The following is a 17,851-nucleotide window of genomic DNA, read 5'->3' as shown; positions in this document are numbered from 1 at the left end:
GAACCGGCTTTAGCAGCCGGTTCTTTTAACGAAACGTATCAACAATTAAAAATACATTCAACGCGACGATCAATACAGCGATCAGCCAAGACACCACAGTGACCCATTTGGCGTTGATTAAGGCTCCCATAATCCGTTTATTGCTTGTAAACATAATAAGCGGGATTAAGGCGAAGGCGATTCCGAAGGACAGAACGACCTGGCTCATGACGAGAGCGGTTGTCGGATTGACCCCTGACGCGATAATCAAGATCGGCGGAATGATCGTGATAAAACGCCGCACATACAGCGGGATGCGGTAGTTGATAAAACCTTGCATAATCACGTCACCTGAAAGTGTGCCGACTGACGAACTGGATAGTCCGGCCACGAGCAGTCCGATTCCGAATAAAACGGCTGACACAGGACTGACAAGATGTCCGAATTGCTGAAACGCGACATCGAGATCCTCGACAAACAGCCCGTTTTTGAAGAATAACGCGGCAGCCACAATCAGCATACTCGCATTAATCGCACCCGCAATCAGCATCGCTATTAAAATATCAATAAATTCAAATCTGAAGATTTTTTTCCGTTCAGTATCAGTTTTGCCTACAACCCGCCGCTGTGTAAGGGCTGAGTGTAAATAAATGGCGTGCGGCATAACGGTTGCACCGAGAATACCCGCTGCGAGAAGCACACTGTCAGTGCCTTGAAACGCCGGGACAAAAAGCCCCTTCATCACTGACACGGCATCAGGCTTTGCGAAAAAGGTCTGCAGCGCAAAGGCGATTACCACCACAAACAGCATGCCGGTAATGCCAGCTTCAAGGGAACGATATCCGCGGCGCTGAAGCTCTAATATCGCGAAAGAGCCGATCGCCGCTATAATAGACGCTTCAAGCATCGGGATGCCGAACAGCAAATACAGTCCCAGAGCCGCTCCGATAAATTCGGCCAGATCGGTTGCGATAATGACGAGCTCGCCCTGAATCCATAATCCGATGGAGACAGGCTTTGGGAATTCTTCACGGGCAACTTCGGGCAGGTTTTTGCCTGTCGCGATGCCGAGTTTGGCGGAGAGTGATTGAATTAAAAGCGCCATAATATTAGAAAATAAAATCACCCATAGCAGCATATATCCGTATTTAGAACCCGCTGATATATTCGTTGCGAAGTTGCCGGGATCAATATAGGCGATGGCTGCGATAAATGCAGGGCCCAGAAAAGGGAGCAGCCCTCTGAACCCTCTGGTTTTCCCGTCAAGCGCCTCTTGGACTGCTTTGGAACGGGGAGATTGTGCTGTGATGTCCTTGTTCATCATGTCTCACCTGAATTCTGATTGTTTTTGCCTAACAACAAAGAGTTTCCTTGAGGCAAATTATTTTATCTACATCATATGACCATCCCGGTTTCTTGTCAACCGAAAATGTTTAAAGTACATTCCTGAATTTTTCCCTGTTATGTCACATGATATGTAGGAATTCGGATAATGTCCCATATAAAAAGGCATCGTTTCAGTACGAAACGATGCCTCCTGTATGAAATGAGACTAAGCTTCCTTACGCAGCCCGCGGAACACGAGGCTCAGCAAGAATACCAGAATGGCGGCCCCGATAATCGCCGGGATAATGGCAAAGCCGCCGAGGCTGGGTCCCCAAGTGCCAAAGAGTCCATGTCCGATCCAAGCGCCGGCCATCCCGGCAATCATAGATCCGAAAATTCCTCCCGGCATCCGATTCCCCGCAATAGCGCTTCCGATTAATCCAATTAGAATAGCAACAACTAATGAAACCAAAAAGCTAAGCATGATGCTCACCTCTCATAAAAGATTTATCAATCAATAACCTCTCACGCTACACTCGAAACACCGAATAGCATATTGCATTAGGTTCCTGTTTTGATTTTTCTTTGCACGCTGCCGTCAGCTAAATGAACAACCACTTCAGTGCCTTTATGCGCAGCGATCTCCTTTGCCCGATCAACAGCTTCTTCCTTTGTATCCTTGACCTCAGACACACGCTTGGCATCCTCGGCTTTGACTGCCCAGCCGTTTTTATGCTTCATGACATGCTCTGCTTTATCCATGAGCTCATGGCCGTTGCCGCTCCTTGAATCTTCATCGCGTTCTGTCACGTCATCATGCTTGAGGAAATCATCAATTTCCTCTTTAGAGGCGTTTTCCGCCCATTCCTTCGCTTTGCTAGTCGCTATTGGAATCGCGCGTCCGTCCTCATAGCCCTCATCAATCATCGCATTCGCAATGTCAATCGCTTTTTTCTTCACCGGCTTCTCGAGATTTTTGTATGAAGCGGGATAATCCTTCATCGACCAAGGCATGTCCATCACTCCTTTTCCTTTTATAAAAATGGTACCCGCAGATGAAAAATAAAAACGTTTCCGAGAAAATGAAGGTATACTATATAGGAGAAAAAACGGAAGGGAAGTGCGGGTTGAGTGACAACAGAACGAAAAGAAGACTTACACCAGCAATTAAAAGAAATAGAGAAATGGGAAAAAGATCAGCAAAAAGTCTGGTTTTGGGAAAAACTCGGCCGTCTCCCGTTTCAGCTGCTGGACAAGCTGACGCCGGAATTCATTCAGAAAAAGATTGGCAAGCTTTTGGATGAGGTCGGCACCTTCGTTCAAACAGGAGGGCAGTACCTGACATCGGAAAAACAAATTATGAAGATGTTTCAAAAGAAACTGCCGGGGAATACCTTCGAGTCACTGGAGGACGTGCAAAAAGCGCCTCTGCCTGTCATGGATGACATTGCGGAAGGAATGGGCAAAAACAGAATCAACGCCGCAACCGTACAAGGCGCGACAACGGGAGTGGGCGGCGTGTTTACGCTGGCGGCAGACATTCCGGCCGTGCTTGGCCTGTCGTTAAAAACGTTGCAGGATATCGCGGTTGCTTACGGCTATGACCCAAAGGAGAAAAAAGAGCGGGTCTTCATCGTAAAATGCTTACAGCTGACATCGGCTGATGTTGTCGGCAAAAAATCAATTCTGCAAGAATTAAAAGACTATGATGAAGATCGTACATATAAGAATGTCGCTTCTCAAATACAAGGCTGGCGTGAAGTCGTTTTAGGCTATCGCGACACGTTTGGGTGGAAAAAGCTTTTTCAACTGGTCCCGGTCGCGGGAATGATCTTTGGCGCGGCAGCCAACCGCTCAACATTAAATGATATTACCGAAACAGGCATGATGCTGTATAAAAAGCGGCGCGTTCTTGAGCGGCTGAAAGAAACAGAACGAGAGATGGAATAGAAGAAAGCAGTCGGACACCGCGCTCCGCCTGCTTTTTTTAGTGGAAACACACCAAATGTGTTTTGTTTGTTTAAATGAATGGATAGCGGGAATACAACAACCAACACCAATTAAAGGAGGAATTCAAAATGGCAGACGATAACAAAATGAGCAGAGAAGAAGCAGGTAGAAAAGGCGGAGAAACAACAAGCAAAAACCATGATAAAGAATTCTATCAAGAGATTGGTCAAAAAGGCGGAGAAGCCACTAGCGAAAACCATAACAAAGAATTCTATCAAGAAATCGGCGAAAAAGGCGGAGAAGCCACTAGCCGAAACCATGATAAAGAGTTCTATCAAGAAATCGGTGAAAAAGGCGGAGAAGCCACTAGCGAAAATCATGATAAAGAATTCTATCAAGAAATCGGCCGTAAAGGCGGAGAGGCAACAAGCAAAAATCACGATAAAGAATTCTACCAAGAGATTGGCTCAAAAGGCGGAAACGCCCGCAACAACGACTAATCAAAAGCATAAAGGCAGACAACCTGCAGATAAAAAGCGATCCGGCGCATCAGCTGGATCGCTTTTTGTTGTGGAAAATTCTTGATGTATTCCGTTGTTCCGATACAATGAGTAAAAAAGGAGCTTTTCGCTACTGTGTGAGATGTGCATCTCTTACATGTATCCCTGAGGAGGATTTATCATGCTAATCAAAAAGATTGTATGTAAAGTAGACGCGGCAAACGCTGAAGCATTTGCAAAAGCGCAGTCACAGTGGGGAGCACTGTCACGTGTAAATGGCTTCATCAAACAGGCCGGCGGCTGGCGGAAAACAGCAGATGGGCTGTTCACCGCAGAAATCATCAGCGTTTGGGAGAACAGAGAGGTTTATGAAGCTTTTATGGAGAACGAACATGACAGCATATACGAAGCTAATGAACAGAAGACTGTAATTCATTCGATAGAAGTAGAGCTGTGCGAAGGGGATGAACAGTCCCTTCACGATCTGTTACATCATCCTGATATCCGGTACGAACTGGGCTGGACGGTTCTGAAAGCATAATGAAAGCCCAAAACATCATGTTTTGGGCTTGTGTCTTTACTCGCGTCCGGGAAGTGTATCATGAACAAAAGGCGGAGCTGGTTTTAACTCTGGTTTTTCTCCAAACGCTTTCGCTTCTTTCACATATTCAAAGGCTTCTCCATCCGGCGCTTTTTCGTTCAGCCAATTTTGCTGGGCGCTTTCTTCGCCTTCAGAGAAATTGATAAGCTGATGCGAGAATTCTTGCTTTTCGAGTGCTTTCGGGAATGTCCCCGGCACAATCGGGCCTTCCTGTGCTTCTAATTCTTTAATGGCGGCGAGCCATTGATTTTGGTGCATCGTGTCACGCGCCAGCAGGAAGCTAAGCATATCTTTCACGCCTTTGTCATCCGTCATTTCAAACAGGCGTGCGACCTGCAGACGGCCTTGTGATTCCGCATTCAGATTGGCGCGGAAGTCTGCGAGCAGGTTTCCGCTTGCTACGATATAGCCGCCGCTCCAAGGGACGCCTGTACTGTTTTCCGGCATGGCGCCAAGTCCTGAAACAATCGCGTGGTGAGGGTTCATGCCGCCCAGAATGGAGCCGATGACCGGATCTTCAGCGGCTTTTTCCTTTTGGTCAAGCGGGGCATCCTCAAGAAGTCTGGCGATCATCGTAGCGATCATTTCAACATGCCCAAGTTCCTCAGTTGCCGTATCCATCAGCAAATCCTTGTATTTTTCATTTCCTCTTGTATTCCAGCCTTGAAATAAGTACTGCATGGCAACAGAGATCTCTCCGAATTGCCCGCCTAGGATTTCTTGCAATTTTTTCGCGAATAATGGATCTGGACGATCTGGTTTAGCAGGATGCTGCAGCATTTTCGTATGCTTAAACATGTTCCCATCTCCTTTTTTCGTTTTCTCTTTCTATATTTCCGGTCAATTGAAAGATAAACGAAAACCAGCGTATCAAGTTTGGGACTACGAATCTCCTCGCAGCTCTAAAAGCTCCTGAATCAGCTTCCGGCCGAAGATAGGCTCGTACTGCTGATAAACAGGATCAAGGCGCTTGATCCATTCTTTCTTCTCTTTGTCTGACAGCTCGTAGATCTGTATGTCAGATTTCTTTTTGATTTCCTCCAGCTGTTCTTTGTTCATTTGTTCGGCATGCGCTTCATTCCAATCTGTCGTTTCCTTCATCGCTTCAGTCAAAATACGCCTTGTTTCCGGCGTTTGCGCGTTCCAGAAGTGCTCATCCGTCATGACGGCATAGCCGAGATAACCGTGGCTGCTTATTGTCAAATAGTCCTGAACATTATAAAATTTTTTAGAATAGATGTTTGAGATCGTATTTTCTTCACCATCAACTACATTGTTTTCTAGCAGCTGAAAGGTAGAATTGAAGGATTCCTGATGAGGTGTTGCGCCAAGCAGCTTGAACTGATCCTCTATCACATCGCTTTGCATAATGCGGAGATTCTGCCCTTTTAAATCATCCGGGGTTTTGATCGGCCCTTGATTTGTCGTAATTTGTTTAAAACCGTTTGTCCAATAGGCGAGGCCTTTTAATTGATTTTTCTTTAGGGAATCAAACAGCTGTGTGCCGATGCTGCCGTGCAGCCCTTTTTTGACGGCATCGTAATCTGTAAATGCATACGGCAGATCCAGCACTCCCCATTCAGGCGAGAGCATGCCGAGCTTAGATGTGGAGGGGGCGATAAATTGAACATCGCCGTTTTGCAATGCTTCAATTTCTTCAATGTCTGAATATAGGCTTCCATTTGGAAACACTTCAATTTTCATTTTCCCGCCTGACTTTTTATTTACCAGCTCGGCGAATTTATTGGCAGCCAGCCCTTTCGGCGTATTTTCGGCAACCACATGGCTGAATGTAAACACAATTTGATCCTGTAAGCCTTCCTGATCGTCATCATAAACGATCTCTTCACCGCCGGAACGATCATGGAATCCGATAAAAAAAGCGGTTGCAATTCCGGCGATCATCAGTGCGAGACATGCAAGCAAACTTTTCATGACAAGCCCTCCCCTATATTTTAAGAATAATGGGGGCCATGCCATTCGTAAAGACCTGAAAGGAGAAGCTGATGAATAAAAAGAAGCTCTCAATCCGTTGGAAAATCACGATCCTATCCTATATCCTCGTCATTTTCTCCTTTTTGATCGGCGGCATTGTGCTCATCGGCAATATCCAGCATACAGAGGAGCGGGAGCTGAAAAAGCGGCTGATGAATACGGCCCGGACGGTGTCGGAGATGACAGAAGTGAAAGAGGCATTGACGCGAAAAAAACAGACAGAAGCTGTTCGCCATGCAGTCGAAGAGATCAGAATGATTAATGAAGCAGACTATATTGTCGTTATGGATATGAATCACATTCGCTACACACATCCTGTCAGCACAAGCATCGGCAAGAAATCAGAGGGTGCAGACGAGGAGGCGGCGTTTGCGGAGCATATTTATTTCTCAGAAGCAAAGGGCGAGATCGGCACGGCTGTCCGCGCATTTTATCCGGTGAAGGATCATGATCTGAACCAGATCGGCGTGGTGCTTGTCGGGAAAACACTGCCGGGGATCACTGACATATTGCGTCAGTTAAAGCACGATATCGCATTCATCGTTTTATTGACACTCGGCTTCGGGCTTGCAGGCTCCTTTCTGCTGGCCCGTCATATCAAAAAACAAATGTTTCAGCTTGAGCCACATGAGATTGTCCGAATGTATGAAGAACGGACAGCGACGTTTCATTCCATGAACGAAGGCGTAATTGCCATTGACAACCGGCTCATTATTACCATTTTCAATGAAAAAGCGAAACAGATCTTTGAGGTGCAGGGGGATCTGGTCGGGAAGGTAATCTGGGAGGTTCTCAAGGATTCACGCCTGCCTGAAATCGTGGAGCGGAACAAAGCGGTTTATAATGAAGAAATTCGTGTCAGCGGAAAGGTGATCATGAGCAGCAGAATTCCGATTGTTATGAAGAAAAAAGTGATCGGCGCCGTCGCGATTTTTCAGGACAGAACGGAAGCGGCTAAGATGGCAGAGGAGTTGACTGGCGTCAAAAACTTTGTAGAGGCGCTCCGCGTCCAAAACCATGAGCATATGAATAAGCTGCACACGATTGCCGGTCTCATCCAGCTTGGGAAATCTGAAAAAGCCATGCAGCTTGCATTCCGGGCGTCAACTGAGCAGGAAAATGTGTCTGAATTTCTGCATCGCTCGATTCAAAATGACGCTGCGGCAGGCCTCCTATTAAGTAAAATCAGAAGAGGAAGGGAGCTCGGCATTGCTGTTCATGTTGATGAAAACAGCAGCCTTCGGCAATTTCCCGAACATGTTGATCAGCATGATATCGTCGTGCTTCTCGGCAACCTGATTGAAAACGCCTTTGGTTCATTTGAAACCGTTCATTCTGGTGAGAAACGGATTGATGTCAGCATCGAACAAACGGATGATATCTTGGCCATCTTAATAGAAGATAACGGCTGCGGGATAGAACCGGCACATATGCCGCGCCTTTACGACAAAGGATTTACGGTCAATAAAACAGGCGGCACAGGCTATGGCTTGTATCTAGTCAAACAAATAATAGACAAAGGATCGGGCACGGTAGAAGTGGATTCACACGCAGGGCAAGGAACAGCATTTTCTATCGTTTTTCCAATGAAGGGGGAGGAAGCACAGCATGGCTCATAAAGAATGGAAGGTTCTGCTCATTGAAGATGATCCGATGGTTCAAGAGGTAAATAAGGATTTCATCACAACTGTCAAAGGTTTTACGGTCTGCGCAACAGCGGGAAACGGAGAAGAAGGCATCAAGCTGATAAAAGAAAAACAGCCCGACCTCGTCATTCTCGATGTGTACATGCCGAAAAAAGACGGAATCAAAACGCTGCAGGAGATCAGAAAGCAAAAGCTTGAAGTGGATATCATTGTCGTTTCCGCTGCAAAGGACAAAGAAACGATCTCCCTTATGCTGCAAAATGGCGCAACTGACTATATCTTAAAACCATTTAAGCTTGAGCGAATGAGACAGGCACTTGAAAAGTACAAGCAATATAAACAAAAAATAGAAGCGAACGATACGCTGTCCCAGGAACAGCTCGATGCGATCCTGAATATTCCGCAGCAGGTCGTACAGGATCTGCCAAAAGGATTGAATCATTTTACGATGAATGAAGTCAATGCATTTTTGAAGCGGCAAACCGCATCTCTTTCTGCAGAAGAGGTCGCCAAGGCGCTCGGCATCGCCAGAGTGACAGCCAGACGATACCTTGATTATCTAGAAAAAAACGGAACCATTAAGCTGGACGTTCAATACGGCGGAGTCGGCCGGCCCGTCAACCGCTACGTGTTTAAAGGATAAATCCGAGACCAAAAAGACCAAAATGTCCGTTATGATCATAAACTTCCTTCTCTCCTATGAAAACGCTATCATTTTAGTAAGAAAGACACAAAGGTGAATAGAACAGGGGGATGCGGCATATGAAACTGTTTAAAAATTTAACAGTTCAGGTCATAACCGCGGTCATCATCGGGGTCATTGTCGGGCTCGTCTGGCCTGATGTCGGCAAAGAAATGAAACCGCTCGGCGATACATTTATCAATGCTGTTAAAATGGTAATCGCTCCAATCATTTTCTTCACTATCGTTCTCGGCATTGCAAAAATGGGCGATATGAAGAAGGTTGGAAAAGTAGGGGGAAAAGCGTTTATATATTTCGAGGTTGTCACAACTCTCGCACTCATGATCGGTTTGTTTGTCGTGAATATACTGAAGCCGGGAGCGGGTCTTGATTACAGCAAGCTTGAAAAAGGAGATGTATCACAATACACGCAAAATGGCGGTGAGGGAATCGACTGGATTGAATTTGTCACACACATTGTTCCGTCCAACATGGTTGATGCCTTCGCAAAAGGGGACATTTTGCAGGTCTTATTCTTTTCTATTCTTTTCGGAGTCGGTCTTGCGGCTTTAGGTGAAAAAGGGAAAAGCGTCATTGATTTCTTTGATAAGATTTCTCACGTCTTTTTCAAAATCATCGGCTATATCATGCGTGCCGCGCCAATCGGGGCATTCGGGGCGATGGCGTATACGATAGGGCACTTCGGGCTCGATTCCATCAAGCCCTTGGCAAGCTTAATGATGTCTGTTTATATTACAATGTTTCTGTTCGTGTTTGTTGCGTTAAATATCATCTGCAAGCTTTACGGATTCAGCCTGTGGAATTACCTGCGCTTCATTAAAGATGAACTTCTGATCGTGCTTGGCACTAGTTCTTCAGAGTCAGTGCTTCCGCGTATGATGGATAAAATGGAGCGTTACGGCTGTTCGAAATCCGTTGTCGGGCTTGTCATTCCGACGGGATACTCGTTCAACCTTGACGGCACATCCATTTATTTATCAATGGCGACGGTTTTTCTTGCACAAGTATTTGGAGTCGACCTCAGCATCGGTCAGCAAGTTACAATCATCCTCGTTTTGATGCTGACATCGAAGGGAGCGGCCGGTGTGACGGGAAGCGGATTTATCGTTCTTGCCTCAACATTGTCAGCGCTTCAGGTTATTCCGCTGGAGGGCCTTGCGCTTCTGCTCGGGGTTGACCGTTTCATGAGTGAAGGAAGGGCGATTGTGAACCTGATCGGAAACGGAATCGCCACGATCATTGTTGCAAAAAGTGAAAATGAATTCGATGAAGCAAAAAGCATAGAGGCTGTTGAAGGCATGAAAAACATGAAAACAGCAGTCTGAAAAAGAACGGCCCATCAAACGGGCCGTTTTTTTACATTGTTTAAGAATTATTAAGGTAATGACAGAGACCTCAGCATTTTTTTGTTATATAATTTACAGATGGATACTATATTGAATTAAGGACGTTTGTCCTAACAGGGGTGTATAAATGGCCGCTTTAGTTAAATTTTTTCAGCACCCGGGAGTAAGGCGTTTCTCCGTCTTTGTCGTGTTAACTGGTGTGTTATATCTATTTAAGAGCATGATCAACTTAATATTGCTTACCTTCATTTTCACATTTCTAATGGATCGCTTGGAGTTTGTCGTACGGCGGTTCGTAAGCCGGTTCTTCCGCGTAAGCCAGCGGGTTGTCATTACATTTCTTTACGTGTTGCTGGCTGTTCTGCTTACAGTTGGGGGATTTGTTTTTTATCCGATCGTCGCGGCGCAGATTCAGCAGCTGGCTAAGCAGATTAAACATATCGCGTATCACCCGGACACCATCCCTTTCTTTGATGAGATCACAAGTGTTTTCGGAGACATTAATATCAGTTCGTATGTCAAAGAAGGTTTCAATGTGGTGTATACGTATCTGGCAGATATCAGCACATTCGGCTTGCAGATCGTAATGGCGCTCGTTCTCAGCATGTTTTTCTTATTCGAGAAAAAACGGCTCTCGGAATTCATGGAGAAATTTAAAACAAGCAAATTGTCAGTCTTTTATGAGGAAATTGCTTTTTTCGGAAGCAAATTTGCTAGAACGTTCGGCAAGGTGCTTGAAGCTCAATTTATCATTGCGCTCGTCAACTGTATTCTGACATTGATCGCGCTTTGGATTATGCATTTCCCGCAGCTGTTTGGGCTTTCTATCATGGTGTTTTTCCTTGGGTTGATTCCTGTAGCAGGCGTCGTTATTTCTTTGATTCCTCTCAGTATTATCGCTTACAGCACAGGCGGCGGAATGTTTGTGATCTACATTGTGCTTGTCATATTCGCCATACATGCGATTGAAACCTATTTCCTAAATCCGAAGCTGATGTCTGCGAAAACAGAACTGCCGATCTTTTTCACTTTCATCGTCCTCATTTTCTCTGAGCACTTTTTCGGCATTTGGGGTTTAATCATCGGGATTCCGATCTTTGTATTTCTCCTTGATATTCTTGGTGTGACCAATAAGGAAGAAGGACCCAAAAGATTCCAAGAGGAAAGTAACGAAAAATAGTTTACAAAATTGGTTCTTTTCTGTATAAATAAATTATCATACAATAGTAAGCCACACGCTTAATCCTTTAACCAAGGAGTGGGGGACCCGATCTTTTGGGGTTAATTTTTCATCAGAAAAACGGACATCTCTTCGTCCGAACCCGTCAGCTAACCTCATCAGCGTGAAGAGAGAGTCCTGTGGTTTGATGTTACAGCCAAAGCCCACGGGAGTCTCTCGCGGGCTTTTTTCAAAAAGGGAGGAAAGCTAATGAAACTGGCCACAAAGATCATCATTGCATTGGTGCTGGGTGCGGTGACGGGAATTATTCTTAACCTAACATCACCTGAATTATTCGAAAATTTAAATAAGTTTGTATTCGGTCCGTTGGGCACGATCTTTTTAAATCTTATTAAAATGCTTGTCGTTCCGATTGTCTTTTTCTCACTGACACTGGGCGTAGCCGGACTGGGCGATCCTAAGAAGCTTGGCAGAATCGGTGTAAAGGCGATTTCTTATTTTCTCGTCACAACTGCAGTGGCGATTACCATTGCCATCGTTTTAGCCCTTGTCATCAAACCGGGAGAGTTCGGAACATATGATACATCATCTGCCGAATTCACTGCTGAAAAAGCCCCAAGTATTGCGGACACTCTGTTAAACATTATTCCGACCAATCCTGTTCAAGCGATGACGGAAGGAAATATGCTGCAGATTATTGCGTTTGCCATCTTTGTCGGGCTTGGGATTACTATGCTGGGCAAAAAAGCGGATATGCTTCTCAAAGTTGTTGAGCAAGGAAATGAATTAATGATGTACCTTGTCAATCTGGTTATGAAGTTTGCTCCGTATGGCACATTCGGTTTGATTGCGACAGCCGTGGGAAGCCAAGGGTTCAGTGCAATGAAAGCGATGGGCTTGTACATGTTAGTGGTAACCATTGCATTGCTGATACATGCAGTCGTTACGTACGGATCTACGGTAGCGCTTATCGCCAAAAGAAATCCGATTACGTTCTTCAAAGATTTCTCAGAGGTTATGGTCGTCGCGTTCAGTACATCCAGCAGCAGTGCGACTTTGCCGGTTTCCATGGGTGTGGCGCAGAGAAAATTAAAAGTGCCTGAGCCGATCAGCAGCTTCGTCCAGCCGCTGGGCGCTACAATTAATATGGACGGAACAGCGATCATGCAAGGGGTGGCCACGGTCTTCATTGCGCAGGTATTCGGGCATGATCTGACACTCACGCAGCTGCTGATGGTCGTACTGACGGCTGTGTTAGCAAGTATCGGAACCGCGGGTGTGCCGGGAGTCGGTTTGATTATGCTCGCTATGGTGCTTCAATCTGTCGGTCTGCCTGTCGAGGGAATCGGATTGATTCTTGGAATTGACCGCCTGCTTGATATGCTTCGCACAGTGGTAAACACAACAGGAGACGCGGCCTGCGCTGTCATTGTGACAGAAACAGAGAAGAACAAACAGCCAGAGCAAACGTCGACTCTATCGGTCTAACCAAACATTTGGAAGGAACAAATGCTATAATACAAACAGTGCCTCATTTTTGGGCACTGTTTATTTTTTTGCCGAAAAAGGAGGAAGGCTTTATGGCTGAGCCGATTTTACATATTAAAGACCTCGATAAAACGATTGGGTCTAAACCAATTTTAAAACAGATCAGTATGGACGTCATGGAGGGGGAAATCATCGGCCTGCTCGGTCCGAATGGTTCCGGGAAAACAACGCTCATCCGCATCATCGTCGGGCTGTTGAAACAAAACAGCGGAAGTGTGACAATCAGCGGATTCCAGCATGACACAGAGTTTGAACAAGCGATGGAAGCAGTGGGGGCGATCGTTGAAAACCCTGAGTTCTATCCATATTTGACAGGCTGGGAAAACCTGAAGCACTTTGCGAATATGCACAAAAAAATAGCGGATGAACGCCTTGATGAGGTGGTGGAACGTGTCGGGCTGACGTCAGCGATTCATGATAAGGTTAAGACCTATTCCCTTGGCATGCGCCAGCGCCTCGGCATTGCGCAGGCGATTCTTCACCGGCCGAAGCTTCTTATTTTAGATGAGCCGACAAACGGTCTCGATCCCGCGGGCATGAAGGATTTTCGCGATCATATTAAAGAGCTCGCGGAACAGGAAGAAACAGCAGTCTTATTCGCCACCCATTTATTGCGTGAGGTTGAAGATTTGTGCGACCGGGTCATCATCATTCAAAAAGGTGAGATCAAAGCGGAAGTCAACTTACATGGAGCAGGCCAACCAACAGAAAAAGCGATCATTGAAGTGCAGCCGGAAGAAAAAGCGTTCAATTGGCTGACAAGCAATCAATATCAAGCTGAGCTTCAAGACGGTGCGATCGTTGTTGAGGTAGCAAAAGAAAACATTCCAAAGCTGAACCGCGCACTTGTCGGACAAGACTTACATATATTTTCTATTATGCCTTACACGCAATCACTAGAGGACGAATTCATGAAAGCGACAACTGCTCATCAAGAGGAGGGAGAAGAGCTTGTCTAAATTAATTTGGAATGAACATATGAAACTTTTTAATCGGAAGGTCACATTGGTATCTCTTATCCTGATGGCGGTCTTTCAATTTTTCATGGCTTTGATCATTAAACGGATTGTGACAAGTGCCGGAACAGATGAAAACTTCATCGGCTATTTTTCGTATACACCGAGCCTGAACATCTTGCTGCAGGCGTTGACGATTGTGATCGCTGCCACAATTGTTTCGATGGAGTTTGATAAAAAGACGATCAAATTCCTGCTTATTCGTCCGGTTAAACGCCAAAAGGTGTTTTGGTCAAAATTAATCACAGTCGTGATGGTCAGCTTTTATTTGTATTTGGCATACTACATTTTGGCTTTATTATTCGGTCTCATCTTTTTTGGCACATCCGTGACCGCCGAATCAAAGACATTGCTAGTCAACACCTTGGGGCTAATTGGGTCAAACTGGCTTGAAGCCGTCATGATGGGCTTATTCGGGCTGCTTTGTTCTTCGCTGTTCCGCAACAGTGCGGTAGCCGTCGTCGTTTCTTTTGTCGTTTTATATGGAGCAAGTACACTTGTCCAGCTCATGAAGCTGTTTGAAAACAAATGGGGAAGCTTTTTGCTTTTTGCAAACACTGACTTCACCCAATACAGCAACGGACAAACCGCCTTGTTTTCAGGCATGACGCCATTGTTTTCAGCGGGGATCATCTTGATACATGCCATATTTTTCATCGCCGTTGGCTGGTGGTGCTTCTGCAAACGTGATGTTCGGGTGTAAAGGCAAGGAATGACATTTTTGTGAAAAAGCTCACGTAAATCAATATCAATTGATCGTTTGGTTTATACTAAAGGTACTGACGGAGGTGTCTCGATTGAGGAACTTTATTACCGCTTTACCGATCGTGTTGCTGCTTGGATTCTCATTTGTGTCATTCATGTTTCAGTTTGAACATCTTGTTTATTTCAGACTCGCGCTTGGATTATTTTCTCTCGCGGGGCTGTACATGATATATAAAATGAAGACGGGCATCCGTTATTTTATCATCTATCTGTATGCAAGCTGGATTGTGCTTGCGGCAGTAACCGCTTTTGAAGAGCCGATTTTCTCGAGCTTTTTCTTTGGCGGGCTGGTGATGACAATGGGTTACCTGACATATATGCTGATCTATCTCGGCATGAAACAAGACCGGGATGCAAATCCTGTCTAATCGCGCTGTTCCCTTGGGGAACGGCGTGTTTTTCTATACCGGGCAAAAGGGTTAACAGTTGCGGAATAATGGCAGGAAATCTATAATACATATTAAATTTATCGGAATTAAAACGTTGGGGGGCTGCCGGATGTCATTATTTATACAGAACGAGCAACAGCGGCGATGGATGGAGAAAATCGGACGGATTGCGGATGAATTTCAGCAAACGGCCGCTGAAGATGACGAACAGGGACGTTTTCCTGTAGAAAAAATACAGAAACTGCGTGATGCTGGATATACAGCCTTAACATTGCCGGTAACTTATGGAGGAGGGGGCATTTCTGTTTACGATATGCTCCTGTTTCAAGAACGGCTGGCACGGGGAGACGCTCCCGCAGCGCTTAGCATCGGCTGGCATTTGAGCGTAATCGGAGAGCTCGGCGAGGGAAATAGCTGGGATAAGGGCGTGTTTGCGTTTATTGCAAAGGAAGTCCAAAATGGAGCCGTCATCAATAGGGCGGCGACAGAAGCGAATACCGGCAGCCCGACAAGAGGAGGGCGTCCTGGTACAAACGCTGTGAAAAAGGATGGCAAATGGGCAGTGAACGGAAGAAAAACGTTTACGACAATGTCCCAAGCGCTGGATTATTTTTTAGTGACGGCATGGATTGAAGAAAAACAAACAACAGGTGTGTTTCTCATTCATAAGGATGATCCGGGATTGTCGATTGAAGAAACGTGGGATATGACGGCGATGCGGGCGACTGGGAGCCATGACCTAGTACTGAATGAGGTCATGCTTGATGAGGAGAAACTGGTGGAAGTGCTTCAAGGTCCTCGAGGGGCAAAACCGAATGGATGGCTTCTTCACATACCGGCGATTTATCTTGGCATTGCTCAAGCAGCACGAGACTATGCGGTGCGATTTGCAGCCGAGTATTCTCCAAACAGTTTGAAGGGGCCGATCAAGGATGTTCCGGCCGTCCAGCAAAGAACAGGCGAAATGGAGCTTGAACTGACTACTGCCAGACATTTTCTTTTCCATATTGCCCAATTGTATGACGATCCAGAGCGCCGCCCTCATTTGAGAAGCGAGCTCGGTGCGGCGAAACATATCGTCACAAACGCTGCGCTGTCTGTTGTTGATAAAGCGATGAGAATTGTCGGCGCCAAAAGCCTCGAACGAACCAGCCCGCTTCAGCGCTATTACCGTGATGCGCGCGCCGGTCTCCATAACCCGCCGATGGATGACGCGGTGATTCAAAAGCTTGCCGCAGAAGCGTTTGAGTCATGAAAAAAAGAGCCTTCCCGGCTCTTTTTTCAGATTGTTGACAAAGTCATAAAACGGTTTTCGTTTTATGACTTTGTCATCTTTTCAGCGTGATTGAAAACCCTTGAAGTCTAGGAAGGACGAGCATTGGAGCACAGCGAATGTAGCAATTCGTGAGCACCAACGCGCAGGACTGACAACGAATGCGAGGGTTTGTCGACACGCTGAAAAAAGAGCCTTCCCGGCTCTTTTTTATGTATTGCTTTGCTCTTGCAGGTTTTTTTGATGCTTGCGGTCGATTCTGTCATAAATGACGTTCATCAGCTTCGGATTGCCCATAATTGCCTCTTTGTTTTCCTGGATCAGCTGTTGGTAGGTTTTCACTTTACGTTTCGGCATGCTCTGGTGCCCTCCTGACATGTTTGTATTCGCTTTCTAACTCTGTCAGCGACAATTCATATAAATGACGCGTTGACTTTTTGTATATACCATTCTGTATTAACAGATGAATGAGTTGTTTTTTTCTGGTTTCTGCAGACTGAGGTGTCATAGGATCACCAACCTCCATCAAACGATATTGATAATCATTATCAATTAACTCCAGTATACAATGCTCCGAATCGCCTGTAAAGGTGAAAACAGTCCTATTCTTTCGGCAATCTGCAAATATTCAACAGATCGACAAAAAGTTTCCCGGGCAATAATTTGCTGTCGAAATGTCCCTTGTATTTGAATACTGCTGTATTTTTTACGTTTTGAACCATACTATGTAACAGAATGGAGGCTGGTACTCAATGGAGCGGACAAAAAATCTGAAAAAAGGAGAAAAAGGGGCGCTCCTTAATATTTTCGCATATCTCATCCTTGCTGTTGTGAAGCTGGTTGTTGGGATTCTCTATCATTCCGAAGCGCTGAGAGCAGACGGATTAAATAATGGAACCGATATTGTAGCATCGGTAGCAGTACTGATTGGATTGCGTATTTCTCAAAGGCCGGCTGACAACGATCATCCATATGGCCATTATCGGGCTGAAACGATTTCGTCCCTTGTTGCGTCTTTTATTATGATGGTTGTCGGCATTGAAGTGTTGATCGGCGGAGGAAGAGCGATTGCGGGCGGAACAACGGAAACGCCAAGTCTTATCGCTGCATGGACGGCGTTAGGCAGTGCTGTGTTTATGTATGGCATCTACTTATATAACAAAAGGCTGGCGGCATCCATTAAAAGCTCAGCGCTGATGGCAGCGGCAAAGGACAGCAGGTCAGACGCCTTTGTAAGTGCCGGAGCGTTTATCGGTGTGGTGTCATCGCAGCTGCAGCTGCCGTGGATCGATCCGGTAACGGCTTTTATCATCGGCATCATCATTTGCAAGACGGCGTGGGATATCTTTAAAGACGCTTCACATTCGTTAACAGACGGCTTTCACTTAAAAGATCTTGAGCCTTACAAACAGACCGTCGGCAGGATTGAGAATGTACATCGGCTAAAGGATGTGAAAGCGAGGTATTTAGGCAGCACAGTTCATATCGAGATGGTCATTACGGTTGATCCGAAGCTTACAGTAGAAGAAGGCCATGGAGTGGCGGATGAAGTAGAAGACAAAATAAAACATGAACACGATGTCACTCATGTTCATGTTCATGTAGAGCCCGACGACATAAAATAAGGCTGTTTA

At 45.7% G+C, this 17,851-nt stretch carries 20 protein-coding genes and 1 riboswitch; of the genes, 13 read left to right on the top strand and 7 right to left on the bottom strand.

The window, feature by feature from the left end; genetic code table 11:
* Positions 1-25 precede the first annotated feature (25 nt).
* From SC79_RS15435 to SC79_RS15425, 3 genes are all read right to left on the bottom strand, one after another.
* On the bottom strand, positions 26-1,303 hold the full coding sequence (locus tag SC79_RS15435) for an Nramp family divalent metal transporter (RefSeq protein WP_039075807.1): 1,278 nt from the start codon (positions 1,301-1,303) through the stop codon (positions 26-28).
* A gap of 228 nt (positions 1,304-1,531) precedes the next feature.
* The gene (locus SC79_RS15430) at positions 1,532-1,789 is read right to left on the bottom strand and encodes a GlsB/YeaQ/YmgE family stress response membrane protein (protein ID WP_039075806.1); all 258 of its coding nucleotides are present in this window, start codon (positions 1,787-1,789) and stop codon (positions 1,532-1,534) included.
* A gap of 77 nt (positions 1,790-1,866) precedes the next feature.
* Positions 1,867-2,319 (bottom strand): DUF2188 domain-containing protein, encoded by a 453-nt coding sequence (locus tag SC79_RS15425; protein WP_039075805.1) that lies wholly within the window; start codon positions 2,317-2,319, stop codon positions 1,867-1,869.
* 117 nt (positions 2,320-2,436) lie between these two features.
* On the opposite strand from SC79_RS15425, the gene SC79_RS15420 reads away from it, so the two are divergent.
* The 3 genes from SC79_RS15420 (at position 2,437) to SC79_RS15410 (ending at position 4,296) form a co-directional block, all read left to right on the top strand.
* The gene (locus SC79_RS15420; RefSeq protein ID WP_039075804.1) at positions 2,437-3,255 is read left to right on the top strand and encodes an EcsC family protein; all 819 of its coding nucleotides are present in this window, start codon (positions 2,437-2,439) and stop codon (positions 3,253-3,255) included.
* A 128-nt stretch (positions 3,256-3,383) separates the two neighbouring features.
* Positions 3,384-3,755 carry a glucose starvation-inducible protein GsiB gene (gene gsiB / locus SC79_RS15415; protein ID WP_039075803.1) on the top strand — a complete coding sequence of 124 codons (372 nt, stop codon included), beginning with the start codon at positions 3,384-3,386 and terminating at the stop codon, positions 3,753-3,755.
* A 181-nt stretch (positions 3,756-3,936) separates the two neighbouring features.
* Positions 3,937-4,296 (top strand): DUF4937 domain-containing protein, encoded by a 360-nt coding sequence (locus tag SC79_RS15410; protein WP_039075802.1) that lies wholly within the window; start codon positions 3,937-3,939, stop codon positions 4,294-4,296.
* A gap of 36 nt (positions 4,297-4,332) precedes the next feature.
* On the opposite strand, the gene SC79_RS15405 is transcribed toward SC79_RS15410, so the two are convergent.
* Together SC79_RS15405 and SC79_RS15400 are read right to left on the bottom strand one after the other, a co-directional pair.
* Positions 4,333-5,154 (bottom strand): manganese catalase family protein, encoded by an 822-nt coding sequence (locus SC79_RS15405; protein ID WP_039075801.1) that lies wholly within the window; start codon positions 5,152-5,154, stop codon positions 4,333-4,335.
* Positions 5,155-5,238: 84 nt separating this feature from the next.
* Positions 5,239-6,291: a TRAP transporter substrate-binding protein gene (locus SC79_RS15400; RefSeq protein ID WP_039075800.1), complete on the bottom strand. Its 1,053-nt coding sequence runs from the start codon at positions 6,289-6,291 to the stop codon at positions 5,239-5,241.
* Positions 6,292-6,362: 71 nt separating this feature from the next.
* Here SC79_RS15400 and dctS point away from each other — a divergent pair, with 71 nt between their 5' ends.
* The 9 genes from dctS to SC79_RS15355 all read left to right on the top strand — a co-directional run bounded on the left by dctS (position 6,363) and on the right by SC79_RS15355 (position 16,199).
* Positions 6,363-7,970 carry a two-component system sensor histidine kinase DctS gene (gene dctS / locus SC79_RS15395; protein WP_039075799.1) on the top strand — a complete coding sequence of 536 codons (1,608 nt, stop codon included), beginning with the start codon at positions 6,363-6,365 and terminating at the stop codon, positions 7,968-7,970.
* Positions 7,960-8,640, top strand: coding sequence for a two-component system response regulator DctR (gene dctR / locus SC79_RS15390; RefSeq protein ID WP_039075798.1), 681 nt, complete (start codon positions 7,960-7,962; stop codon positions 8,638-8,640). Before dctS ends, dctR begins: the two co-directional genes overlap by 11 nt.
* 119 nt (positions 8,641-8,759) lie before the next feature.
* The gene (gene dctP / locus SC79_RS15385; RefSeq protein ID WP_082022760.1) at positions 8,760-10,025 is read left to right on the top strand and encodes a C4-dicarboxylate transporter DctP; all 1,266 of its coding nucleotides are present in this window, start codon (positions 8,760-8,762) and stop codon (positions 10,023-10,025) included.
* A gap of 148 nt (positions 10,026-10,173) precedes the next feature.
* Positions 10,174-11,226 carry an AI-2E family transporter gene (locus SC79_RS15380; RefSeq protein ID WP_039075796.1) on the top strand — a complete coding sequence of 351 codons (1,053 nt, stop codon included), beginning with the start codon at positions 10,174-10,176 and terminating at the stop codon, positions 11,224-11,226.
* Between the two features lie 46 nt (positions 11,227-11,272).
* Positions 11,273-11,404: riboswitch (cyclic di-AMP (ydaO/yuaA leader) on the top strand.
* A gap of 71 nt (positions 11,405-11,475) precedes the next feature.
* The gene (locus SC79_RS15375) at positions 11,476-12,714 is read left to right on the top strand and encodes a dicarboxylate/amino acid:cation symporter (RefSeq protein WP_039075795.1); all 1,239 of its coding nucleotides are present in this window, start codon (positions 11,476-11,478) and stop codon (positions 12,712-12,714) included.
* A 92-nt stretch (positions 12,715-12,806) separates the two neighbouring features.
* A complete protein-coding gene (locus SC79_RS15370; RefSeq protein ID WP_039075794.1) occupies positions 12,807-13,733 on the top strand; it encodes an ABC transporter ATP-binding protein in 927 nt (308 codons plus the stop codon).
* The gene (locus tag SC79_RS15365; RefSeq protein WP_039075793.1) at positions 13,726-14,493 is read left to right on the top strand and encodes an ABC transporter permease; all 768 of its coding nucleotides are present in this window, start codon (positions 13,726-13,728) and stop codon (positions 14,491-14,493) included. The genes SC79_RS15370 and SC79_RS15365 overlap by 8 nt, the downstream gene beginning before the upstream one ends.
* 94 nt (positions 14,494-14,587) lie before the next feature.
* Positions 14,588-14,923, top strand: coding sequence for a hypothetical protein (locus tag SC79_RS15360; protein WP_019257527.1), 336 nt, complete (start codon positions 14,588-14,590; stop codon positions 14,921-14,923).
* A 130-nt stretch (positions 14,924-15,053) separates the two neighbouring features.
* On the top strand, positions 15,054-16,199 hold the full coding sequence (locus tag SC79_RS15355) for an acyl-CoA dehydrogenase family protein (RefSeq protein WP_039075792.1): 1,146 nt from the start codon (positions 15,054-15,056) through the stop codon (positions 16,197-16,199).
* Positions 16,200-16,427: 228 nt separating this feature from the next.
* Here SC79_RS15355 and fbpB read toward each other — a convergent pair whose 3' ends face one another.
* Together fbpB and SC79_RS20170 are read right to left on the bottom strand one after the other, a co-directional pair.
* Positions 16,428-16,574 (bottom strand): Fur-regulated basic protein FbpB, encoded by a 147-nt coding sequence (gene fbpB / locus SC79_RS20175; RefSeq protein ID WP_003225154.1) that lies wholly within the window; start codon positions 16,572-16,574, stop codon positions 16,428-16,430.
* Entirely contained in the window at positions 16,561-16,725 is a 165-nt protein-coding gene (locus SC79_RS20170; RefSeq protein WP_052245616.1) for a Fur-regulated basic protein FbpA, read from the bottom strand. Before SC79_RS20170 ends, fbpB begins: the two co-directional genes overlap by 14 nt.
* Positions 16,726-16,969: 244 nt before the next feature.
* Between SC79_RS20170 and SC79_RS15350 the strand changes: the two genes are divergently transcribed.
* On the top strand, positions 16,970-17,842 hold the full coding sequence (locus tag SC79_RS15350) for a cation diffusion facilitator family transporter (RefSeq protein WP_010331260.1): 873 nt from the start codon (positions 16,970-16,972) through the stop codon (positions 17,840-17,842).
* Positions 17,843-17,851: the final 9 nt, after the last annotated feature.

This window comes from Bacillus sp. MSP13, assembly GCF_000815295.1.
Taxonomy (GTDB): domain Bacteria; phylum Bacillota; class Bacilli; order Bacillales; family Bacillaceae; genus Bacillus; species Bacillus vallismortis.
This window is presented reverse-complemented; position numbering and strand designations above follow the sequence as displayed.

What these genes read in the sequence shown, in the direction of transcription:
- SC79_RS15435 (WP_039075807.1), bottom strand. Translation starts at nt 1,303, where the DNA reads ATGATGAACAAGGACATCACAGCACAATCTCCCCGTTCCAAAGCAGTC.
- SC79_RS15430 (WP_039075806.1), bottom strand. Translation starts at nt 1,789, where the DNA reads ATGCTTAGCTTTTTGGTTTCATTAGTTGTTGCTATTCTAATTGGATTA.
- SC79_RS15425 (WP_039075805.1), bottom strand. Translation starts at nt 2,319, where the DNA reads ATGCCTTGGTCGATGAAGGATTATCCCGCTTCATACAAAAATCTCGAG.
- gsiB (WP_039075803.1), top strand. Translation starts at nt 3,384, where the DNA reads ATGGCAGACGATAACAAAATGAGCAGAGAAGAAGCAGGTAGAAAAGGC.
- SC79_RS15410 (WP_039075802.1), top strand. Translation starts at nt 3,937, where the DNA reads ATGCTAATCAAAAAGATTGTATGTAAAGTAGACGCGGCAAACGCTGAA.
- SC79_RS15405 (WP_039075801.1), bottom strand. Translation starts at nt 5,154, where the DNA reads ATGTTTAAGCATACGAAAATGCTGCAGCATCCTGCTAAACCAGATCGT.
- SC79_RS15400 (WP_039075800.1), bottom strand. Translation starts at nt 6,291, where the DNA reads ATGAAAAGTTTGCTTGCATGTCTCGCACTGATGATCGCCGGAATTGCA.
- dctS (WP_039075799.1), top strand. Translation starts at nt 6,363, where the DNA reads ATGAATAAAAAGAAGCTCTCAATCCGTTGGAAAATCACGATCCTATCC.
- dctR (WP_039075798.1), top strand. Translation starts at nt 7,960, where the DNA reads ATGGCTCATAAAGAATGGAAGGTTCTGCTCATTGAAGATGATCCGATG.
- dctP (WP_082022760.1), top strand. Translation starts at nt 8,760, where the DNA reads ATGAAACTGTTTAAAAATTTAACAGTTCAGGTCATAACCGCGGTCATC.
- SC79_RS15380 (WP_039075796.1), top strand. Translation starts at nt 10,174, where the DNA reads ATGGCCGCTTTAGTTAAATTTTTTCAGCACCCGGGAGTAAGGCGTTTC.
- SC79_RS15375 (WP_039075795.1), top strand. Translation starts at nt 11,476, where the DNA reads ATGAAACTGGCCACAAAGATCATCATTGCATTGGTGCTGGGTGCGGTG.
- SC79_RS15370 (WP_039075794.1), top strand. Translation starts at nt 12,807, where the DNA reads ATGGCTGAGCCGATTTTACATATTAAAGACCTCGATAAAACGATTGGG.
- SC79_RS15355 (WP_039075792.1), top strand. Translation starts at nt 15,054, where the DNA reads ATGTCATTATTTATACAGAACGAGCAACAGCGGCGATGGATGGAGAAA.
- fbpB (WP_003225154.1), bottom strand. Translation starts at nt 16,574, where the DNA reads ATGCCGAAACGTAAAGTGAAAACCTACCAACAGCTGATCCAGGAAAAC.
- SC79_RS20170 (WP_052245616.1), bottom strand. Translation starts at nt 16,725, where the DNA reads ATGACACCTCAGTCTGCAGAAACCAGAAAAAAACAACTCATTCATCTG.
- SC79_RS15350 (WP_010331260.1), top strand. Translation starts at nt 16,970, where the DNA reads ATGGAGCGGACAAAAAATCTGAAAAAAGGAGAAAAAGGGGCGCTCCTT.